The organism is Amycolatopsis deserti, assembly GCF_014653945.1.
GTDB classification, from domain to species: Bacteria; Actinomycetota; Actinomycetes; order Mycobacteriales; family Pseudonocardiaceae; genus Amycolatopsis_E; species Amycolatopsis_E deserti.
On record NZ_BNAU01000008.1, the window covers coordinates 295652 to 313233 of the forward strand.

Below are 17582 nucleotides of genomic sequence, written 5' to 3' on the forward strand. Positions count from 1 at the left end.
GGGTGGTCGTCCGGTCCACGAGGTGATGCATGACCCTGCCCGTCGCCGCCGTCGTCGGCCTGCTCGAAGCAGCCGAGCAGGACACCGACGTCGCTGAGCTGCTGGCCGGCCTCGACCACGCCGACGCCGAGCGGATCGCCTCCGGGATCCGGCGCCTGCGGGCCACTTCGGACCGCCTGCGGCGCCGTGGGCAGGAACTCGCCGCCCTGTTCTCCTCCGCGCGGGAGCTGGCCGAGCTGCGGGACGTCGACGAGCTGCTGGCCCGGCTGGTGGAGCGGGCCCACGACCTGGTCGGCACCGACGTCACCTACCTGTCGGAGTTCGACGTCGGCAGCCGGGAGCTGCGGGTGCGCACGACGCTGGGCACGGTCGCGCCGTCGTTCCCGGGCCTGCGCGTGCCGCCGGGGATGGGCCTGGCCAGCCAGGTGGTCGAAAGCCGCCGCCCGTGCTGGACCGCCCGCTACGACGCGATGACCCAGGCGCCGCACGACGACCGGATCGACGAGACCGTCGCCGCGGAGGGGCTCGTCTCACTGCTCGGGGTGCCGCTGCTGGCCGGGGACGAGGTCATCGGGGTGCTGTTCGCCGCCAACCGCGTCGAGCACGCGTTCTCCCCGGAGGAGATTTCGCTGCTGTCGGCGTTCGCCGACCACGCCGCCGTCGTGCTGCAGACCGCCCGGCTGCTGGCCCGCGCCAACACCGCGGCCGACGAGACCCGCCGCGCCTACGGTGAGCTGGCCCGGCACGTGGAGGCGATGGAACGCGCCAGCGAGGTGCACGGCGACCTCACCACGCTCGTCCTCCAGGGCGGCGACGCCACCGAGGTGGCCGGGGCCCTCGGCCGGGCCCTGCGCTGCCGCGTCGCGCTGCTGGACACCGATCACCTCGACGGCGGCGTGCGGGAGGCCGTCGAGCAGAGCCGCCGCAGCGGACGTTGTGTGCCGGCGGGCGAAGGCGCCTTCGTGGTCGCCGTCGTGGCGGGGCCGACGCTGCTCGGCGCGCTGCTGCTGGAACAGGGCGCCGTCGAGTTCGGACCGGTGGAGTTCCGCACCGCCGAGCGCGCCGCCCAGATCACGGCGCTGCTCAGCCTCAAACAGGACGCCCTGATCGAGGCCGAGCAGCGCGTGCGCGGGGATCTGCTCGCCGACTTGCTCTCCGCCGACGCCGACCGGCGCGCGGGTGCCGCCACCCGCGCCCGGGCCCGCGGCATCCGGCTGGACGGCCCGCGTTCGGTCGTGGTCGTCGCGGTCCCCGCCGATCTGCGCCACCAGGCGGCCCGCGCGCTGCGCCGGACCGGGGACCTGGTCGGTGAGCACGCGGACCACATCGTCGTCCTGACCCCGGCGGAGGACCCCGCCGCCGCGGCCCGGGCCGTGCACACCGCCGTCGCGCGCTCACTGGCCGCCCCGGTCCTGGCCGTCGGCGCCGCGGCCGAGGACGACCTGCGGGAACCCGTCGAGCAGGCCACCGCGTGCGTGCGCATCCTGCCCGCGCTGGGCGTGTCCGACGCGGCGGCCACCACCGACGAGTACCTGCCCTACACGGCGCTGTTCGGGCCGGGCGAGGCCCGCGTGTCCGCGTTCGTGCGCCGGGTCCTCGGGCCGGTCCTGGACTGGGACGCCGAGCACGCCGGCACCCTGCTGCCCACGCTCGCCTCCTATCTGGACAACCGCATGAGCCCGGTCGCCACCGCCCGAGCCCTGCACGTGCACAAGAACACCGTGCTGCAGCGGCTGGACCGCGCCGCCGAGCTGCTCGGGGAGGGCTGGCAGGACCCGGACCGGCTGTTCCGGCTGACCGTCGCGGTCCGGCTGACCCGCCTGGCCGAACGTCCATAACCGCGGCCCCTCGGATAGACGATCGGTCCATTCCGGCGACGAAGTGCGCGAGCTAGCGTCCTGGTCGTCACGCAGCCACACGGAAGTGGAAGGGGCGCTATGGCGCGCACCAGTCGTATCCAGGGACTCCGGGATCTGCCCGTCGAGGCCCGGCGCAAGGCCGTCGCCGAGGCGGCCGGGCTCGACCCGGCGCTGGTCGCGGCGTTCGATCCGGCCCACGGGCTCGACACCGGCGCGGCCGACCACATGATCGAGAACGTGGTCGGCATCCTCGGCGTGCCGCTGGGGGTGGCCACCAACTTCGTGGTCAACGGCGCCGAGGTGCTGGTCCCGATGGCGACCGAGGAGGCCTCGGTGGTCGCCGCCGCCAGCAACCCCGCCAAGATCGCCCGCGTCCGCGGCGGGTTCCGCACGTCCTCGACCGCGCCGATCATGCAGGCGCAGGTGCAGATCGTCGGCGTGCGCGACCCGGAGGCGGGCCGCGTCCGCCTGCTGGAGGCCCGCGACGAGCTGATCGAGCTGGCCAACGCGCAGGACGAGAAGCTCGTCGAGTTCGGCGGCGGCGTCCGGGACATCTCGGTGCGGCTGGTGCCGTCCCGCGCGGGGACCTACGTCGTCGCGCACCTGCAGGTCGACGTGCGCGACGCCATGGGCGCCAACGCGGTGAACACCATGGCCGAGGCGGTCGCCGCGCGCGCCGGGGAGATCGCCGGCGGCCGCGCGCTGCTGCGGATCCTGACCAACAAGGCCGATCTGCGGCTGTCCCGGGCCCGCGCGGTGTTCGACGCCGGATCCCTGGGCGGCCCGGCAGTCGTGGACGACATCGTGCACGCCGCCGCGTTCGCGGAGGCCGATCCCTACCGCGCCGCGACCCACAACAAGGGGATCATGAACGGCATCAGCGCGGTCGTGCTCGCCACCGGCAACGACACCCGCGCGGTCGAGGCCGGCGCCCACTCGCACGCCGTCTCCGCGCAAGGCCGGTACACGTCCTTGTCCCGCTTCGAAAAGGACGCCGACGGCAACGTGGTCGGCACGCTGGAACTGCCGATGCCGGTCGGGCTCGTCGGCGGTGCCACGCGCGTCCACCCCGTGGCGCAGGCCGCGGTCGCCCTGCTCGGCGTGCGGACCGCGACCGAGCTGGCGGAGATCATCACCGCGGTCGGGCTCGCGCAGAACTTCGCCGCCGTGCGGGCGCTGGCGACCGAGGGCATCCAGCGCGGGCACATGTCGCTGCACGCCCGCAACATCGCCACGACCGTGGGCGCGACCGCCGCAGAGGTCCCGGCGGTCGTCGCGCGGCTGGTCGCCGACCGGAAGGTCCGCGCCGACCACGCCGAGAAGGTCCTCGCCGAGCTGCGGGCGCGGGGCTGACGTGACCGCCGATCAGCTGCCCGGTCTGCCGTCCGCGGTGACGATCTGCGAGGTCGGCCCGCGCGACGGGCTGCAGAACGAATCCGCGCTCGTGCCGGCCGCGGTGAAGGTCGAGCTGGTGGAGCGGCTCGCCGACGCCGGGCACACCGTGATCGAGACGACCAGCCTGGTCCACCCGGACCGGGTGCCGCAGCTGGCCGACGCCGAGGAGGTCCTGCGCCGCCTCGACCGCCGTCCCGGCGTGCGCTACCCGGTGCTGGTGCCCAACCAGCGCGGCCTGGCGCGGGCACTGGACCTCGGCGTCACCGACATCGCCGTGTTCGCCTCGGCCACCGAGAGCTTCGCCAGGGCCAACCTCGGCCGGTCCGTCGGCGAGTCGCTGGAGATGTTCGCGCCCGTGGTGGCCCGGGCCCGCGAAGCCGGGCTCGGCGTGCGCGGCTACCTGTCGATGTGCTGGGGCGACCCGGAGGAGGGCGTGGTCCCGCTGTCGCGGGTGATCGCGGTCGCCACCCGGCTGTTCGGACTCGGCTGCACCGAACTGAGCCTCGGCGACACGATCGGCGTCGCCACCCCCGGCCGCGTCGTCGCGCTGCTCGATGGGCTCGTCGCCGCGGGCGTCCCGATCGGACGGATCGCGGTGCACTTCCACGACACCTACGGTCAGGCCCTGGCGAACACCCTCGCCGCCCTGCAGCGCGGTGTCACCACTGTCGACGCCTCCGCGGGCGGGCTGGGCGGCTGCCCGTTCGCCAACAGCGCCACCGGCAACCTCGCCACCGAAGACCTGCTGTGGCAGCTCGACGGGCTCGGCATCCACACCGGTGTCGACCTGACCAAACTCGCCGAGACCAGCGTGTGGCTGGCCGGGCACCTGGGACGGCCCAGCCCGTCCCGCGCCCTGCGCGCGCTCACCGGCGCCTGACCCCCAACGGAGGAAAACCATGGCACTCAACGAAGAGCAGCCCTACGTCGTCGTCTGGAACGACGCCGTCGACCTGCGGCACCTGGCCGCGTCGGTCGTCATCTGCGTGGCCGCCGGCCTGCCGGTCTTCCTCGGCGCGAAGGCGCTGTTCGGATCACTGGTCGACACGCCGTCGCTGGCCGGAGGCTACGCGCTGCTGGCCGGACTGGCCGCGTGCGTGCTCGCCGCCGCCGTCTGCGCCCGCCTGTTCCGTCCGAAGCGGACGTTCGGCGCCGAGCAGGCCGCGGACCGGGAGGCCGCGCTCGCAGAACTGGAACGGATGGGCGGCACCGCCGAGACCTTCGCCGAGCTGCCGCCGCGCGTGCGGGCCGAGATGACCGAGCTGGGCCTGGTCCGCGAGACCGCGCCGGAGGTGCGCGCATGACCCCGGATCTGCTGTGGGCCCTGGGCATGGGCCTGCTCGGCGCGGTCGTGTTCGCCGCGATCGGCCTGGTCTCCGGCACCGACGAGACCTCCACGCTCGCCCCGGTCACCCTGCTCGTCGTGCTGCTGGGCGTGCCGCCGGCCGGGGTGCTGACGTTCTTCATCGCCGGTGCCGTCAGCAAGCACATGACCCACGCGATCCCCACCACGCTGCTGGGCATCCCGGGCGACACGACCGCGGTGCCGCTGCTCGACGACGCGACCGCGTTGCGCCGCCTCGGCGCCCCGCACATCGCGCTGCGCAAGGCACTGGCCGGCGGGCTGGTCGCCGCGTTCATCGCGGTGCCGGTCGCGGTCGGCGTGGCGTCCCTGCTCGCCCCGCTGGCCGGGCCGATCAAGACCGTGGCGCCGTTCGTGTTCGGCGCGGCCGCGATCTTCGTCGGCTACTTCTCGCCCGGCCGGTGGGCCAGCATCGCCGCGATCGTGCCGTTCGCGTTGCTGGTGACCGGGCTCAACACGGTCGCCACCGACCAGCTGGACAAGAGCCTGTCGATCAGCTTCTTCCTCGGCATCGCGATCGGGCCGCTCGTGGTGGACCTGCTCATCGCCTCGTCCCGGAACGGGCGGCGCACCCTGGAGCGCACTGGGCCGCGCCCGTTCTGGCTCGCCCCGGACAGCGGCGCGGGACGGCGCTGGATCCCGAACCCGCTGCGGATCCTCGACCGCGGGCAGGCGGCCGCGACCGCCGCCGCGGCCGGGGTCACCTCGACGACGTTCATGCTCAGCCCGGTCGCCGCGACGGTGCTCGCGGGGGAGATCACCGGGTCCCGGATCAGGCACCCGTACCGCAGGCTGACCACGTTGATGGCGGTCAAGAACGGCACCACGGAGTCGACCTACCTGGCCGAGACGCTCATCCCGCTCGTCGCGTTCGGGTTGCCGTTGAGCCCGGTCGCCGCCGGTCCCGCCGCGGCGCTGTTCAACGCGCCGCCGGTCTACACCGTCAAGGGACCGGACGGGGGCGTGCACAACCTGCACACCCTGCTCAGCTCCTGGCAGTTCCTGGTGTTCAGCCTGATCGGGGTGGCGATCGCCGGGCTGGTGGTGTACCCGTTCGCGATGCGCTACGCGCGCGCCGCCAGTGGCTGGGTCGCGCGGCGGATCAGCCACGAGGCGCTGATCGGCGCGTTCGTGGCGCTGATCGCGGTGGTGGCGTGGTACGAGGGCGGGCCGCTCGCGCTCGCGGTGAGCCTGACCGTCGGCGCCGTCGGCGGCCTGGCGAACCGGATGCTCGGCATGACCTCCGGCGTGCAGTTCATGGCCTACTACGTGGCCGTGCTGCTGGTGCCGCTCGTCCTCGGCTGAGACGTGGAAAGCCCCGCCGCAGGGGCGGCGGGGCTCAGGAAGAGATCGCGGATGTTCCGGGAAACGATCGTTCGCGCATGTCCTCCTTTCGTCGTGGGCCACGGTTCGTTCACGCGCGCGGAGGCGAGCGCTGACGCCGCCACAGCTGGGTCACCCGCTCCGGGCCGCGTGGCCGCCCGGCGGGCTCGGGGAGTGGGATTCGCGGCGGCTGCGGTCGCGGACGCTCCGCTTCGCCGAAGTTGGCGTCGATGATCGCGGCGAACTCGTCCCGCAGCCAGTCCGGGTCGTCGCACACCAGGTCGGCGAACCCGAGCTGCTCCAGCACGTCCGGCATCGCGAATCACTCCCGGGGGAGGTCCTGCGTTCCACACCGCTGACATCGATATTTGTAGCTCGCACTGTAGATTCAGTCAAGTCCGGGAAGCAGGTTTGACCTGGAGCGCGCTCGAGCACCTAGCGTCGCCGCCATGACCACGGCACAGCACAGCATCGGATCCGGTTTCGGCGCGTCGACCACCGCCGCCGAGGTCCTGCGCGGCATCGACCTGACTGGCAAGCTCGCGATCGTCACCGGCGGCTACTCCGGCCTCGGCCTGGAAACCACGCGGGCACTGGCCGTCGCCGGCGCGCACGTCGTCGTCCCGGCCCGGCGGCCGGACGCGGCCAAGGCGGCCCTGGGCGACCTGGCCGAGGTGGACGAGCTGGACCTGGGGGACCTGGACAGCGTGCGGGCCTTCGCCGAGCGGTTCCTGGCGTCGGGGCGGCGCATCGACATCGTCATCGGCAGCGCCGCGATCATGGCCTGCCCGGAGACGCGGGTCGGGCCCGGCTGGGAGGCCCAGTTCGCGACCAACCACCTGGGCCACTTCGCGCTGGTGAACCGCCTGTGGCCGGCGATCGCGCCCGGCGCCCGGGTGGTGTCGGTGTCCTCGCGCGGCCACCACTTCTCCGGCATCCGCTGGGACGACCTGTGGTTCGAGCGCGGCTACGACAAGTGGCAGGCCTACGGCCAGGCCAAGACGGCGAACGCGTTGTTCGCGGTGCAGCTGGACAAGCTGGGGGAGCCGTCCGGGGTGCGGGCGTTCTCGGTGCACCCGGGCAGCATCCTGACCCCGTTGCAGCGGCACGTCCCGCTGGAGGAGCAGATCGCGAACGGCTGGGTGAACGAGAACGGCGAGCCGATCGCGGACTGGTTCAAGAGCCCCGAACAGGGCGCGGCGACGCAGGTGTGGGCCGCGACCTCGCCGCGGCTGGCCGGAATGGGCGGCGTGTACTGCGAGGACTGCGACATCGCCGAGCCGGCCTCCGGCGACCCGCTCCCGTCGGGCCCCGGCCGCCCGGCGATGTTCCTGGGCGTCCGCGACTGGGCGAGCGACCCGGCCCAGGCGGAACGACTGTGGACGCTGTCGGCGGAACTGACCGGGGTGAACGCGTTCGCATAGCTGGAACCCGGGTCCCGGCCGCCCCCTGATGGCCGGGCCCCGGGAGCCGAGCCAGTGGCGTGCCGCGCAGCGCCAGCCGTGGGCCGTCATCGCCAAAGTCGCGGAGCCGCGCGACCCGCCGGAGAAGACCGGCGCCTAGCGAGCGCCTCCACCCCGGTCTGTCGGCCGCGGCATCGGCCACCGGCCACGCGGGTGCAGCGCCGGTTCACCTCGGCGGAACCCGCGGCCCGGCCGCCCCCGCGCGACCGGGCCCCGGAAGCCGCGCCACGCGGAGCGGCGGTTCGCGTAGCTGGAACCCGGGTCCCGGCCGCCCCGTCGACGGCCGGGACCCGGAAGCCTCACGACAGGTGGTGCACCTCCTGCAGCCCGTACACCGGCGTCGGGATCCCCTCGTACCGCGCCTTCAGCTGCAGCGCCAGGTACAGCGAGTAGTGCCGCGACTGGTGCAGGTTCCCGCCGTGGAACCACAACCCGGGTTGCCGCGTGGGCTTCCACATGTTCCGCTGCTCGCCCTCCCACGGGCCGGGGTCCTTCGTCGTCCCCGAGCCCAGGCCCCAGCACTTGCCGACGCGGTCGGCCATCTCCTGCCCGGCGATGTCGGCGACCCACCCGTTCATCGACCCGTACCCGGTCGCGTACACCACCAGGTCGGCCTTCAGCTCCGTGCCGTCGGAGAGCACCACGGCGTCCCGCGTCAGGTGGTCGACCTGCCCGCGCACCAGCTTGATGTCACCATTGGCGACCAGCTCGGACGCGCCGACGTCGATGTAGTAGCCGGACCCGCGCCGCAGGTACTTCATGAACAGCCCGGACCCGTCGTCGCCCCAGTCGTGCAGGAAACCGGCCTTCTCCAGGCGGTCGTAGAAGTCCGCGTCACGCTGCTTGATCCGCTCGTACACCGGGATCTGGAACTGGTGCATGATCCGGTAGGGCAGCGACGCGAACACCATGTCGGCCTTGTCGGTGGTCATCCCGTTCGCCACCGCGCGCTCGGAGTACAGGTCGCCCAGGCCGATCTCCATCAGCGAGTCCGACTTCACCACGTGCGTCGAGGACCGCTGCACCATCGTCACGTCCGCGCCGTGCTCCCACAGCGCCGCGCAGATGTCGTGGGCCGAGTTGTTCGACCCGATCACCACGGCCTTCTTGCCGGCGTAGGCGTCCGGCCCCGGGTGTTGCGAAGAGTGGTGCTGGTCGCCTTCGAAGACATCCATCCCGGGGAACGACGGGATGTTCGGTTTGCCCGACATGCCGGTGGCGAACACGAGCTGTTTCGGCGTCAGCACCACGGTTTCACCCGCACGGTCGACGGTGACCGTCCACTGTGCCGTCTCCTCGTCGTAGGACGCCGACTTCACCTCCGACCGCGTCCAGTACGGCACGTCCATCACCCGGGTGTACATCTCCAGCCAGTCCGCGATCTTGTCCTTCGGCGCGAACACCGGCCAGTTGTCCGGGAACGGCAGGTAGGGCAGGTGGTCGTACCACACCGGGTCGTGCAGGCACAGGCTCTTGTACCGCTTGCGCCACTGGTCGCCGGGACGCTCGTGCCGGTCCAGCACCAGCGCCGGCACCCCGAGCTGCCGCAGCCGCGCGCCGAGCGCGATGCCGCCCTGCCCGCCGCCGATCACCACCACGTAGGGCTGGCGCTCGTAGCCCAATTCGGTGTTCTCCAGCTCGCGTTCCTCGGCCCACGACCGGCGGCCCCGGATGACACCGTGCCGCACGCCCTTCTGCCGGCGTTCGCGCTGCGGCTCCTCGAAGCCCTTCAGCTCACGCAGGCTCGTCAGGAACGTCCAGGCCCCCTCGTCGGTGAGCCGCAGGTGGCCCTTGCCGCGGCCGGTGGCGGTCTCGAACTCCAGCCACGCCTCGACGACACCGTCGGCCTCGGTGGGGGTTTCGGTGGTGCGGAAGCCCGACGGATCGGTGCCGTCCAGGCAGGCGGACAGCATGTCGGCGACGCCCTCGCGGCCCTCGACGGTCTTGATGTTCCAGGTGAACGCCACCAGGTCACGCCAGAAGCTGTCGACCGCGAACAGGCCGGCCGCCGCTTCGACGTCGCGGGCCGCGAGCGCGGCCTCGAACCGCTCCAGCCAGGCGTCGACGCGCGCCTGCGGTGACCGCGCCGGCGCCTCCCGGTCGATCGTCTGTGTCATCGCCACTCCTCCTCGCCGTTGGGGATGTAACACCGATCACAGCCGTCCGGCGGGGTGGCCGGCAACGGTTGCAGCGAATTGCACGTCTTGGCGCGGGCGTGAGCGGGACCTATGCTCGATCGTCGACGCAGTGGTGCGGAGGTGGAGCGTGAGCGTGCCCGGCGCAGTCCCGCCGGGCTGTAGCCTGCCCGCCTACGCCCGCGACCTGATCCGCATGCACGACGCCGTCATCGCCGGCGGCCGCCCGCCGCTGCGCCCGCGCGACGTCGTCTCCCGGTCCTGGTCGCGCGTGATCGGGCTCGGGCTGAAGGCCGACGGCCTCAACGCGCGCGACTGGCTGAGCGAGGACGAGCTGGCCCGGCGGCGGGAGAACTCGCCGCTGCGCGACGCGGTCGGCGACCTCAAGCAGGTGCTCGGCGCGATGCCGCACGTGCTGCTGGTGGTCACCGACGCCGACGGCGTCATCCTGTGGCGCGAGGGCACGCCGGGTGTGCGGCGCCGCGCCGACGAGCTGGGGTTCTTCGAGGGCGCGGAGTGGACCGAGGAGCGCGTCGGCACCAACGCGATCGGCACCGCGCTGGCCGAGGCCGCCCCGGTCGAACTGCTCGCGGGCGAGCACTTCGAGCAGAACCAGCACCCGTGGTACTGCACCGCGTCCCCGGTGCACGACCCGCGCACCGGCGAACTGCTCGGCGTGATCGACGTCAGCGGCCCCGCGCTCACCCTGCACCCGGCGATCGGGGCGCTGGTGGAGACCGGACGGCGGCTCGCCGAGGCGCAGATCTGGCGCTGGCACCAGCGGCGGCTCGACCGGTTGCGCCAGGTGGGTGAACCGCTGCTGGCCACCGGCCCCGCGCTGCTGGTCGACGACGACGGCTGGGTCGCGGCCGGAGCGGGTGTGTCGGTGGGTGACCGCATCGCCGCGCCGTCGGCGGGGGAGCCGATCGCGGTGCCCGGGCTCGGCGCGTGCCTGCCCGAGCGGCTGGCCGAGGGCTGGCTGATCCGCCCGGCCGGGCCGGACCGGCGCGTGACGCTCGACCTGGACCTGACGCACACGCCGCTGCTGACGCTGCAGGGCGGCGACACGGGCTGGCGGCGCAAGGTGACGCGCCGCCACACGGAAATCCTGGTGCTGCTGCACCGCGCCGGCCCCGCCGGGCTGTCGGCGGAGGCGCTGAGCCGCGCGCTGTACGGCGACGCCGAGCACGTCGTCACGGTGCGCGCGGAGGTCTCCCGCCTGCGGCGGCTGCTTGGCGCGCTGGTGGACACGCGCCCGTACCGGCTGGCCGAGGGCGTGCGGATGACGGTGCGCTGACCGATTCCTTTCCGGCTCCCCGCGAGTCGGTACCGGTATGAGATTGCCCGAAACCATCCACCACCTCGTCGGCGAGCCGCACTTCGCGATCGTCGCGACCAGCAACCCCGACGGCCACCCCCAGTCGTCCGTCGTCTTCGTCAAGTGCGACGACGATGACACGATCGTGTTCAGCACGGTCCGCGGGCGCCGGAAGACCCGCAACCTCGAGCGCGACCCGCGGCTGAGCCTCCTCGTCGTGTCCAGGGTGACCGGCCACTACGCCGAGATCCGCGGCCGTGTGGAGATCACCGCCGACCCTGGCAAGGAGCTGCCGGTGGTCATGTACCGGCTCTACATGGACGGTCGGCAACCGCCGCCGGAACCGGACGCCGAGCGCGTGATCGTGCGGATCTTCCCGGACAAGGTGACCGTGTTCCCGCCTGCCGTGGTGAGGCAGAGTGCTTGAGGTGGACCCGACCGGCGACTTCGCCCGGATGGCCGAGCCGTTCCGCGCCGAGCTGCTGGCGCACTGCTACCGGATGCTCGGCTCGCGCGACGACGCCGAGGACCTGGTGCAGGAAACGTACCTGCGCGCGTGGCGGTCCTTCGGCGCGTTCGAGGGGCGGGCGTCGGTGCGGACGTGGCTGTACCGGATCGCCACGAACGCGTGCCTGACGGCGTTGCGGGGCCGCGCTCGCCGGGTCTTGCCGTCCGGGCTGGCCCCGCCGTCGGACGACCCGGCCGGGCCGATCGGCGAGGCCCCGGGAGTGGAGTGGCTCCAGCCGTTCCCGGCCGACCCCGCTGCCGTGGCCGAGTCGCGGGCGGGGATGCGGCTGGCGCTGATCGCGAGCCTGCAGGTGCTGCCGCCGCGGCAGCGGGCGGTGCTGATCCTGCGGGACGTGCTGGCGTTTCCGGCCGCCGAGGTCGCCGGGATGCTCGACCTGAGCGTCGCGGCGGTGAAGAGCGCACTGCAGCGCGCGCGGGCGAGCCTGGCCGATCTGGACGCGCACGACGAGCTGGTGGAACCGTCCGCGCCGGAGGCCCGCGCGCTGCTGGAGCAGTACATGACGGCGTTCGAGAACGCCGACACGGCCCTGCTGGAACGCGTGCTGCGCCAGGACGCCGCCCTGGAGATGGTGGGCACGCCGACGTGGTTCGCCGGGATCCGCACCTGCCTGCCGTTCATCGCGACCCCCGCGGTGATCGGCAACCCCGGCGAGTGGCGCATGCTGGCGACGACCGCGAACAACCAGCCGGCGGCCGTGGCGTACCGGCTGGCCGGGGGCGCGTACCGCGCGTTCGGCCTCGCGGTCCTCACGGTGACCGCCACGGGCATCGCGAAGATCACCGTCTTCGGTGAACCGTCCCTGGTGCGGCGCTTCGGCTTCCCGGACGTCCTCCCGCCGAGGCCCGTTCCCCGGCACACTGGGAGCCCTCGGTGAAGGAGGACGGCATGCGGACAGTGACCTCGGCGGACGGCACGACCATCGCCTACGAACGAGACGGCAGCGGGCCGCTCGTGGTGTTCCTCGGCGGTGCCTTCAACGACCGGACGGCGTGCGCGCCGGTCGCGGAGGCGTTGCGGGACCGGTACACCGTGGTGTGCGTGGACCGGCGCGGGCGCGGCGACAGCGGCGATGCCATCCCGCCGCACGAGGCCGGGGCCTACCAGGTCCAGCGTGAGGTCGCGGACCTGGACGCGGTGATCGCGGCCGAGGGCGGGCCGGCCGCGGTGTTCGGCTTCTCCTCCGGCGGCATCCTCGCGCTGCACGCCGCCGTCGCCGGATCGGCGGTCACCCGGCTCGCGCTGTACGAACCGCCGTTCGCGCTCGGCGGGCTGGCCGGCTCGGCCAAGGACCTGCCGGGGAAGCTCGCCGCCCTGGTCGCCGAGGGCAGGCGCGGGGACGCGGTGGCGACGATGCAGATCGAGGGCATCGGGCTGCCGCCGGAGTCGGTCGAGCAGATCCGGCGCTCCCCGATGTGGCCGGGGCTGGAGGCGGTCGCGCAGAGCCTGGTCTACGACGCGAAGCTGACCGCCGCGCCCAACCTGCCCACGGACGCCATGCGCGCGCTCGACCGGGAGGTGCTCGTCCTCAGCGGCAGCGAGACCTGGCCGGGCCTGCGTTCCGCCGCCCAGGCTTTGCCCGCCCAGCTCGCCCGGGCCAGGTACGCCGAGGTGCCGGGCGGCGCCGGCCACGGCATCCCCGCGGAGGCGACGGCGAAGGTGCTCGACGAGTTCTTCGGCGGAAAATGACGGGCACGGCCGCGGCGCCGCACGCTACCGTCCGGCCATGGACGACGGCTACTTCGGCGAGGACGTCGCCGCGACCTACGACGAGTCGGAGGCGTCCGAGTTCGAGCCCGCCGTGGTGGAATCGACCGTCGGGTTCCTCGCCGGGCTGGCCGGCGACGGTGCGGCCCTCGAGCTCGGCATCGGCACCGGCCGGATCGCGTTGCCGCTGGCGGCCCGCGGCGTGCCGGTGCACGGCATCGACCTCTCCCGCGCCATGGTGGCCCGGCTGCGTGCCAAACCGGGCGGCGACGCGATCGGCGTGACCATCGGCGACTTCGCGACGACCACCGTGCCGGGGAAGTTCACGGTCGCCTACCTGGTGTTCAACACGATCATGAACCTGACCACCCAGGCGGAGCAGGTCGCGTGCTTCCGCAACGCCGCCGCGCACCTCGAACCCGGCGGGTGTTTCGTCGTCGAGGTCGGGGTGCCCGCGCTGCGGCAGCTCCCGCCGGGCCAGACCGTCGTGCCGTTCCGCGTCGGCGCGACGAGCTGGGCCTACGACGTCTACGACGTGGCCACGCAGGCGATGAGCTCGAACTACGTGGACGTCACCGGCGGCCGCGGCGCGTTCCGGTCGATCCCGTTCCGCTACGTGTGGCCCTCCGAGCTGGACCTGATGGCCGAGCTGGCCGGGATGCGGCTGCGGGAGCGGTGGGCGGGCTGGGCGCGCGAGCCGTTCACCGGGGAGAGCCGCAAGCACGTCTCGGTATGGCAGAAGCCGTGACTCACTCGCCGCGCATCGAGCGGCGGATCTCCTCCAGCTTGTCCCGCGCGGCGCGGTCCCGGTCGGCCAGCTTCTCCTCGAACTCCGCCGCCTCCGGGGTCTCGCCCGCCAGCTCGGTCGACCCGAGCGCCGTGGCGAAGCGGTTTTCGATGCGGTCGCGCACGAAGTCGAAGCTCGGCACGCCGGATTCGGTGTAGTCGCCCTCGGGCGTGGTCTCGTCGGACATGGTGTCCCCTCTCGTCGGTCTCCCCATTGTGCGCTCGATCGGCCGGCGGCGGGGCTGCGTCTACTGTGGACCTGCCCGGTCCGGGGCCGGAAATTGTCGGTGGTGCCGGTTAGCCTTCCCGCATGCTGGATCATCTTGGAGTTCAGGTGGCCGACGTCGAGGCGTCCGCCGCCCTGTATCAGCGTGTGTTCGCCCCGATCGGGTTGCGGGAGGCGATGCGGTTCCCGGCGGGGGACGATGTGGTGGTGGGCATGGCCGGGCCGGAGGGGCAGCCGGAGTTCTGGCTCAGTTCCGCCCGCGGCGGTGAGACACGCGAACTGCACGTGGCCTTCCGGGCACCCGACCGGGACGCGGTGGACGCCGTGCACGCCGCGGCGGTCGACGCGGGTGTCGAGGTGCTGCACGAGCCGCGCGAGTGGCCGGAGTACCACCCGGGCTACTACGCGGTGTTCCTGCGCGACCCCGACGGCCACAACGTGGAGGCGGTGCACCACGGCTGAGGTTCACCCGGTCATCGCCACGCCTCCAGGGTCGTGCACCAGGCCCGCCATCGGGCCGTGCGGGACGTTGCTGCTCGTGGCCTGCGAACTCGCCTCGCGCCAACGGCGAACCTGCCGCTGGGTACTGATCGGTTCGTCCACAGTGGACTGGTCAGGGCCACCTCGAGGTCGGCGTGCGGAGCAGGGGCCCGTGGCCCGGTTCAGGGGCTAGCGCAATTCGGAGATTGGGATATGCTCTTCGGCTAGTGAAACCCAATGAAGTCGAGGTCTCATGATCGGTTCCGAGCGCAGCCCGGTGCTGTGCCAGGCGGAGTGCGTGAGCACCGCCGTCAGCGAACTCGGCGAGTCGCCGCTGTGGGATCCCGCCGGGGTCCTGTACTGGGTCGACATTCCCGGCCTGCGGTTGCACAACGTGACGCCGTCGGGGTCGGGGATCTCGGTCGGCCTGGACACCCGGGTCAGCGCGGTCGAACTAGGGCCCGGCGACCTGCTGGCGGTCACCGAACGCGGTCTGGCGTGGCTCGACCCGCGTTCGGGCCGGACGTCGCCGATCATCGAGTTGCCGCTCGAGGCGGGCGCGCGCATGAACGACGCCGCGATCGACCCGCGCGGGCGGTGCTGGGCCGGCTCGGCCACCCACGACGGCCGCCGGATCGGGGCGCTGTTCTGCGTCGCCGGGCGCAGTGTCGCGGTGGCGGTGCGGGGGCTGGGGATGTCGAACGGGCTGGACTGGTCACCCGACGGGGACGTGCTCTACCACGTCGACACGGCGGCGGGGGAAATCGCGGCGTGGCGCTACCGCCCGGCGACCGGCGAGGTGTCGGGACGGCGGGTGCTGCGGCGCGTGTCGCCGCGGGTGGGGCTGCCGGACGGGTTGACCGTGGACGCGCAGGGATGCTTGTGGGTGGCGATCTGGGGCGCCGGGCAGGTCTGGCGCTTGGACCCGGTGTCGGGCGACCGCCTCACGACGGTCGACGTGCCTGCGGCCTGCCCGACGAGCTGCGCCTTCGGCGGGCCGGACCTGGACGAGCTGTACGTGACGAGCGCCAGGCAGGACGGCGAGGGCGGCCTGTTGTACCGAGCGGAGGTCGGCGTCCGGGGGCTGCCGCCGCGCCGTTTCGTGGAGGGCTTCTGACAGGAGGATCGCTGCGCGCCAGCGGCGGGGGACGGTTTCTGACGGGAGGATTCCCGCGGCCCGGCGGCGGGGACGGTTTCTGACGGGAGGTGGGCCGGAAGAATTCCCGCGGCCCGGCGGCGGGGATGGCCGCCGGGTGGTGGGGCCGGGAGGATTCCCGCGGCCCGGTGGCGGGGATGGCCGCCGGGTGGTGGGGCCGGAGGCTGGTGCGGCGACGGCAGCCGAGGGGGCTGCCGCCCCCGCCGTCGAGGCTTCTCCGGGCTGGTGGCGCGGACCGGCCCGGAGAAGCCCGCGCGCGGACAACCGCGCTGACGGTACCCCGGCAGCACCCGGGCGCGGCGGCGTAGCCCGCGCGGGAATCCGGCCGTGGGCGGCTGCTCACGTCGGGGGAGCACCTGCCCGGGAGGCGCCGTGCGAAGTCCGCTCGCGCTCAGGGGGGCGAGGAAGCCCCTGACGGGACCCAGCCCGGAAAGCCCCTGACGGGACCCAGCCCGGGGGAGACTCCGCACGCCTGGGAAGCCCCCGGCGAAGCCCACGCAGCCCCGCCCAAGGCCGGCCGCCTCCTACCTCTCCAGGCAGGGCCGCTTCGGGTCGAAGGTCCAGCCCTCGATCAGGTACTGCATCGCCGCGGCGTCGTCGCGTGTGCTCAGGCCCTCGCGCTCGTACAGCTCGTGCGCCTGCTCCACCTGGTCCCAGTCCAGCTCCACCCCGAGGCCCGGCCGCCGCGGCACCTCGATCTCCCCGTCCTCGATCCGCAGCGGCTCGACCGTCAGGCGCTGGCCGTCCTGCCAGATCCAGTGCGTGTCGATCGCCGTGATGTCGCCCGGCGCGGCCGCCGCGACGTGCGTGAACATCGCCAGCGACACGTCGAAGTGGTTGTTCGAGTGCGAACCCCACGTCAGCCCCCACGCGTCGCACAACTGCGCGACCCGCACCGAACCCGCCATCGTCCAGAAGTGCGGGTCCGCCAGCGGGATGTCCACCGCATCCATCCGCACCGCGTGCCCGAGCTGCCGCCAGTCGGTCGCGATCATGTTCGTCGCCGTCCGCAGCCCCGTCGCGCGCCGGAACTCCGCCATCGTCTCCCGGCCCGAGTACCCGCCCTCCGCGCCGCACGGGTCCTCCGCGTACGACAACACGTCCCGCAACGACCGGCCCACCCGGATCGCCTCGTCCAGGAGCCACCCGCCGTTCGGGTCCAGCGTGATCCGCGCCGACGGGAACCGCGCGGCCAGCGCCCGCACCGCCTCCGCCTCCTCCTCGGCCGGCAGCACCCCGCCCTTCAGCTTGAAGTCGCAGAACCCGTACCGCGCGTGCGCCGCCTCCGCCAGCCGCACCACGGCCTCCGGCGTCAGCGCCTCCTCGTCGCGCACCCGGAACCACCCGTCACCGGACCCGCCCCGGTACGGCAGGTCCGTCCGCGTCCGGTCACCCACGTAGAACAGGTACCCCAGCACCGGCACCCGGTCCCGCTGCCGCCCCTCGCCCAGCAGATCCGCCACCGGCACCTCGAGGTGCTGCCCGAGCAGGTCGAGCAGCGCGGCCTCGAGCGCGGTCACCGCGTGGATCGTCACCCGCAGGTCGAACGTCTGCGCGCCGCGGCCGGCCGCGTCCCGGTCGGCGAACCGGCGCCGCACCTCGTCCAGCACCGCGTGGTACCGGCTCACCGGCCGCCCCACCACCAGTGAGCGCGAATCCTCCAAAGTGGACCGGATCGGCTCCCCGCCGGGCACCTCGCCGACCCCGGTGCGGCCCTCGGAATCGGTGAGCACCACCAGGTTCCGTGTGAAGAACGGCGCGTGCGCACCGCTGAGGTTGAGCAGCATGCTGTCCTGACCCGCGACGGGCACCACCCGCATCTCGGTCACCACAGGAACGGTCATC

The 17582-nt window shown here is 73.4% G+C and carries 17 protein-coding genes; 13 read left to right on the forward strand and 4 right to left on the reverse strand.

What is annotated here, in order from left to right; genetic code table 11:
- Positions 1 to 29 precede the first annotated feature (29 nt).
- From IE290_RS30660 to IE290_RS30680, 5 genes are read left to right on the forward strand one after another with little or no spacing between them, the layout of a single operon-like run.
- Positions 30 to 1838 carry a helix-turn-helix domain-containing protein gene (locus IE290_RS30660; RefSeq protein WP_191248184.1) on the forward strand — a complete coding sequence of 603 codons (1809 nt, stop codon included), beginning with the start codon at positions 30 to 32 and terminating at the stop codon, positions 1836 to 1838.
- Positions 1839 to 1898: 60 nt separating this feature from the next.
- Positions 1899 to 3212: a hydroxymethylglutaryl-CoA reductase, degradative gene (locus tag IE290_RS30665; protein ID WP_268246423.1), complete on the forward strand. Its 1314-nt coding sequence runs from the start codon at positions 1899 to 1901 to the stop codon at positions 3210 to 3212.
- 1 nt (position 3213) lies between these two features.
- On the forward strand, positions 3214 to 4134 hold the full coding sequence (locus IE290_RS30670; RefSeq protein WP_191248186.1) for a hydroxymethylglutaryl-CoA lyase: 921 nt from the start codon (positions 3214 to 3216) through the stop codon (positions 4132 to 4134).
- Positions 4135 to 4153: 19 nt separating this feature from the next.
- On the forward strand, positions 4154 to 4558 hold the full coding sequence (locus tag IE290_RS30675) for a hypothetical protein (RefSeq protein ID WP_191248187.1): 405 nt from the start codon (positions 4154 to 4156) through the stop codon (positions 4556 to 4558).
- Positions 4555 to 5922, forward strand: coding sequence for a tripartite tricarboxylate transporter permease (locus IE290_RS30680; RefSeq protein WP_191248188.1), 1368 nt, complete (start codon positions 4555 to 4557; stop codon positions 5920 to 5922). The genes IE290_RS30675 and IE290_RS30680 overlap by 4 nt, the downstream gene beginning before the upstream one ends.
- 109 nt (positions 5923 to 6031) lie before the next feature.
- Here the strand turns inward: IE290_RS30680 and IE290_RS30685 are convergent, their stop codons facing one another.
- Positions 6032 to 6256, reverse strand: a complete 225-nt coding sequence (locus tag IE290_RS30685) for a hypothetical protein (RefSeq protein WP_191248189.1) — start codon at positions 6254 to 6256, stop codon at positions 6032 to 6034.
- A 133-nt stretch (positions 6257 to 6389) separates the two neighbouring features.
- Here IE290_RS30685 and IE290_RS30690 point away from each other — a divergent pair, with 133 nt between their 5' ends.
- Entirely contained in the window at positions 6390 to 7364 is a 975-nt protein-coding gene (locus tag IE290_RS30690; RefSeq protein ID WP_191248190.1) for an SDR family NAD(P)-dependent oxidoreductase, read from the forward strand.
- A 338-nt stretch (positions 7365 to 7702) separates the two neighbouring features.
- On the opposite strand, the gene IE290_RS30695 is transcribed toward IE290_RS30690, so the two are convergent.
- Positions 7703 to 9520: an NAD(P)/FAD-dependent oxidoreductase gene (locus IE290_RS30695; protein WP_191248191.1), complete on the reverse strand. Its 1818-nt coding sequence runs from the start codon at positions 9518 to 9520 to the stop codon at positions 7703 to 7705.
- 148 nt (positions 9521 to 9668) lie between these two features.
- On the opposite strand from IE290_RS30695, the gene IE290_RS30700 reads away from it, so the two are divergent.
- The 5 genes from IE290_RS30700 to IE290_RS30720 are packed head-to-tail and all read left to right on the forward strand — an operon-like array spanning position 9669 to position 13837.
- Positions 9669 to 10835 (forward strand): helix-turn-helix domain-containing protein, encoded by a 1167-nt coding sequence (locus IE290_RS30700; RefSeq protein ID WP_191248192.1) that lies wholly within the window; start codon positions 9669 to 9671, stop codon positions 10833 to 10835.
- 37 nt (positions 10836 to 10872) lie between these two features.
- Complete coding sequence (locus tag IE290_RS30705) at positions 10873 to 11283, forward strand: PPOX class F420-dependent oxidoreductase (RefSeq protein ID WP_191248193.1); 411 nt, start codon at positions 10873 to 10875, stop codon at positions 11281 to 11283.
- A 1-nt stretch (position 11284) separates the two neighbouring features.
- Positions 11285 to 12259 carry a sigma-70 family RNA polymerase sigma factor gene (locus tag IE290_RS30710; protein WP_373300562.1) on the forward strand — a complete coding sequence of 325 codons (975 nt, stop codon included), beginning with the start codon at positions 11285 to 11287 and terminating at the stop codon, positions 12257 to 12259.
- Positions 12260 to 12270: 11 nt separating this feature from the next.
- Positions 12271 to 13071: an alpha/beta fold hydrolase gene (locus IE290_RS30715; RefSeq protein WP_229874823.1), complete on the forward strand. Its 801-nt coding sequence runs from the start codon at positions 12271 to 12273 to the stop codon at positions 13069 to 13071.
- 37 nt (positions 13072 to 13108) lie between these two features.
- Positions 13109 to 13837, forward strand: a complete 729-nt coding sequence (locus IE290_RS30720) for a class I SAM-dependent DNA methyltransferase (protein ID WP_191248195.1) — start codon at positions 13109 to 13111, stop codon at positions 13835 to 13837.
- 1 nt (position 13838) lies between these two features.
- On the opposite strand, the gene IE290_RS30725 is transcribed toward IE290_RS30720, so the two are convergent.
- On the reverse strand, positions 13839 to 14063 hold the full coding sequence (locus IE290_RS30725; RefSeq protein WP_191248196.1) for a hypothetical protein: 225 nt from the start codon (positions 14061 to 14063) through the stop codon (positions 13839 to 13841).
- Positions 14064 to 14185: 122 nt separating this feature from the next.
- Between IE290_RS30725 and IE290_RS30730 the strand changes: the two genes are divergently transcribed.
- Both IE290_RS30730 and IE290_RS30735 read left to right on the forward strand, forming a co-directional pair.
- Positions 14186 to 14563 (forward strand): VOC family protein, encoded by a 378-nt coding sequence (locus IE290_RS30730; protein ID WP_191248197.1) that lies wholly within the window; start codon positions 14186 to 14188, stop codon positions 14561 to 14563.
- A gap of 271 nt (positions 14564 to 14834) precedes the next feature.
- On the forward strand, positions 14835 to 15698 hold the full coding sequence (locus tag IE290_RS30735; RefSeq protein ID WP_191248198.1) for an SMP-30/gluconolactonase/LRE family protein: 864 nt from the start codon (positions 14835 to 14837) through the stop codon (positions 15696 to 15698).
- A gap of 563 nt (positions 15699 to 16261) precedes the next feature.
- Here the strand turns inward: IE290_RS30735 and gudD are convergent.
- The gene (gudD, locus tag IE290_RS30740) at positions 16262 to 17581 is read right to left on the reverse strand and encodes a glucarate dehydratase (RefSeq protein WP_191248199.1); all 1320 of its coding nucleotides are present in this window, start codon (positions 17579 to 17581) and stop codon (positions 16262 to 16264) included.
- Position 17582: the final 1 nt, after the last annotated feature.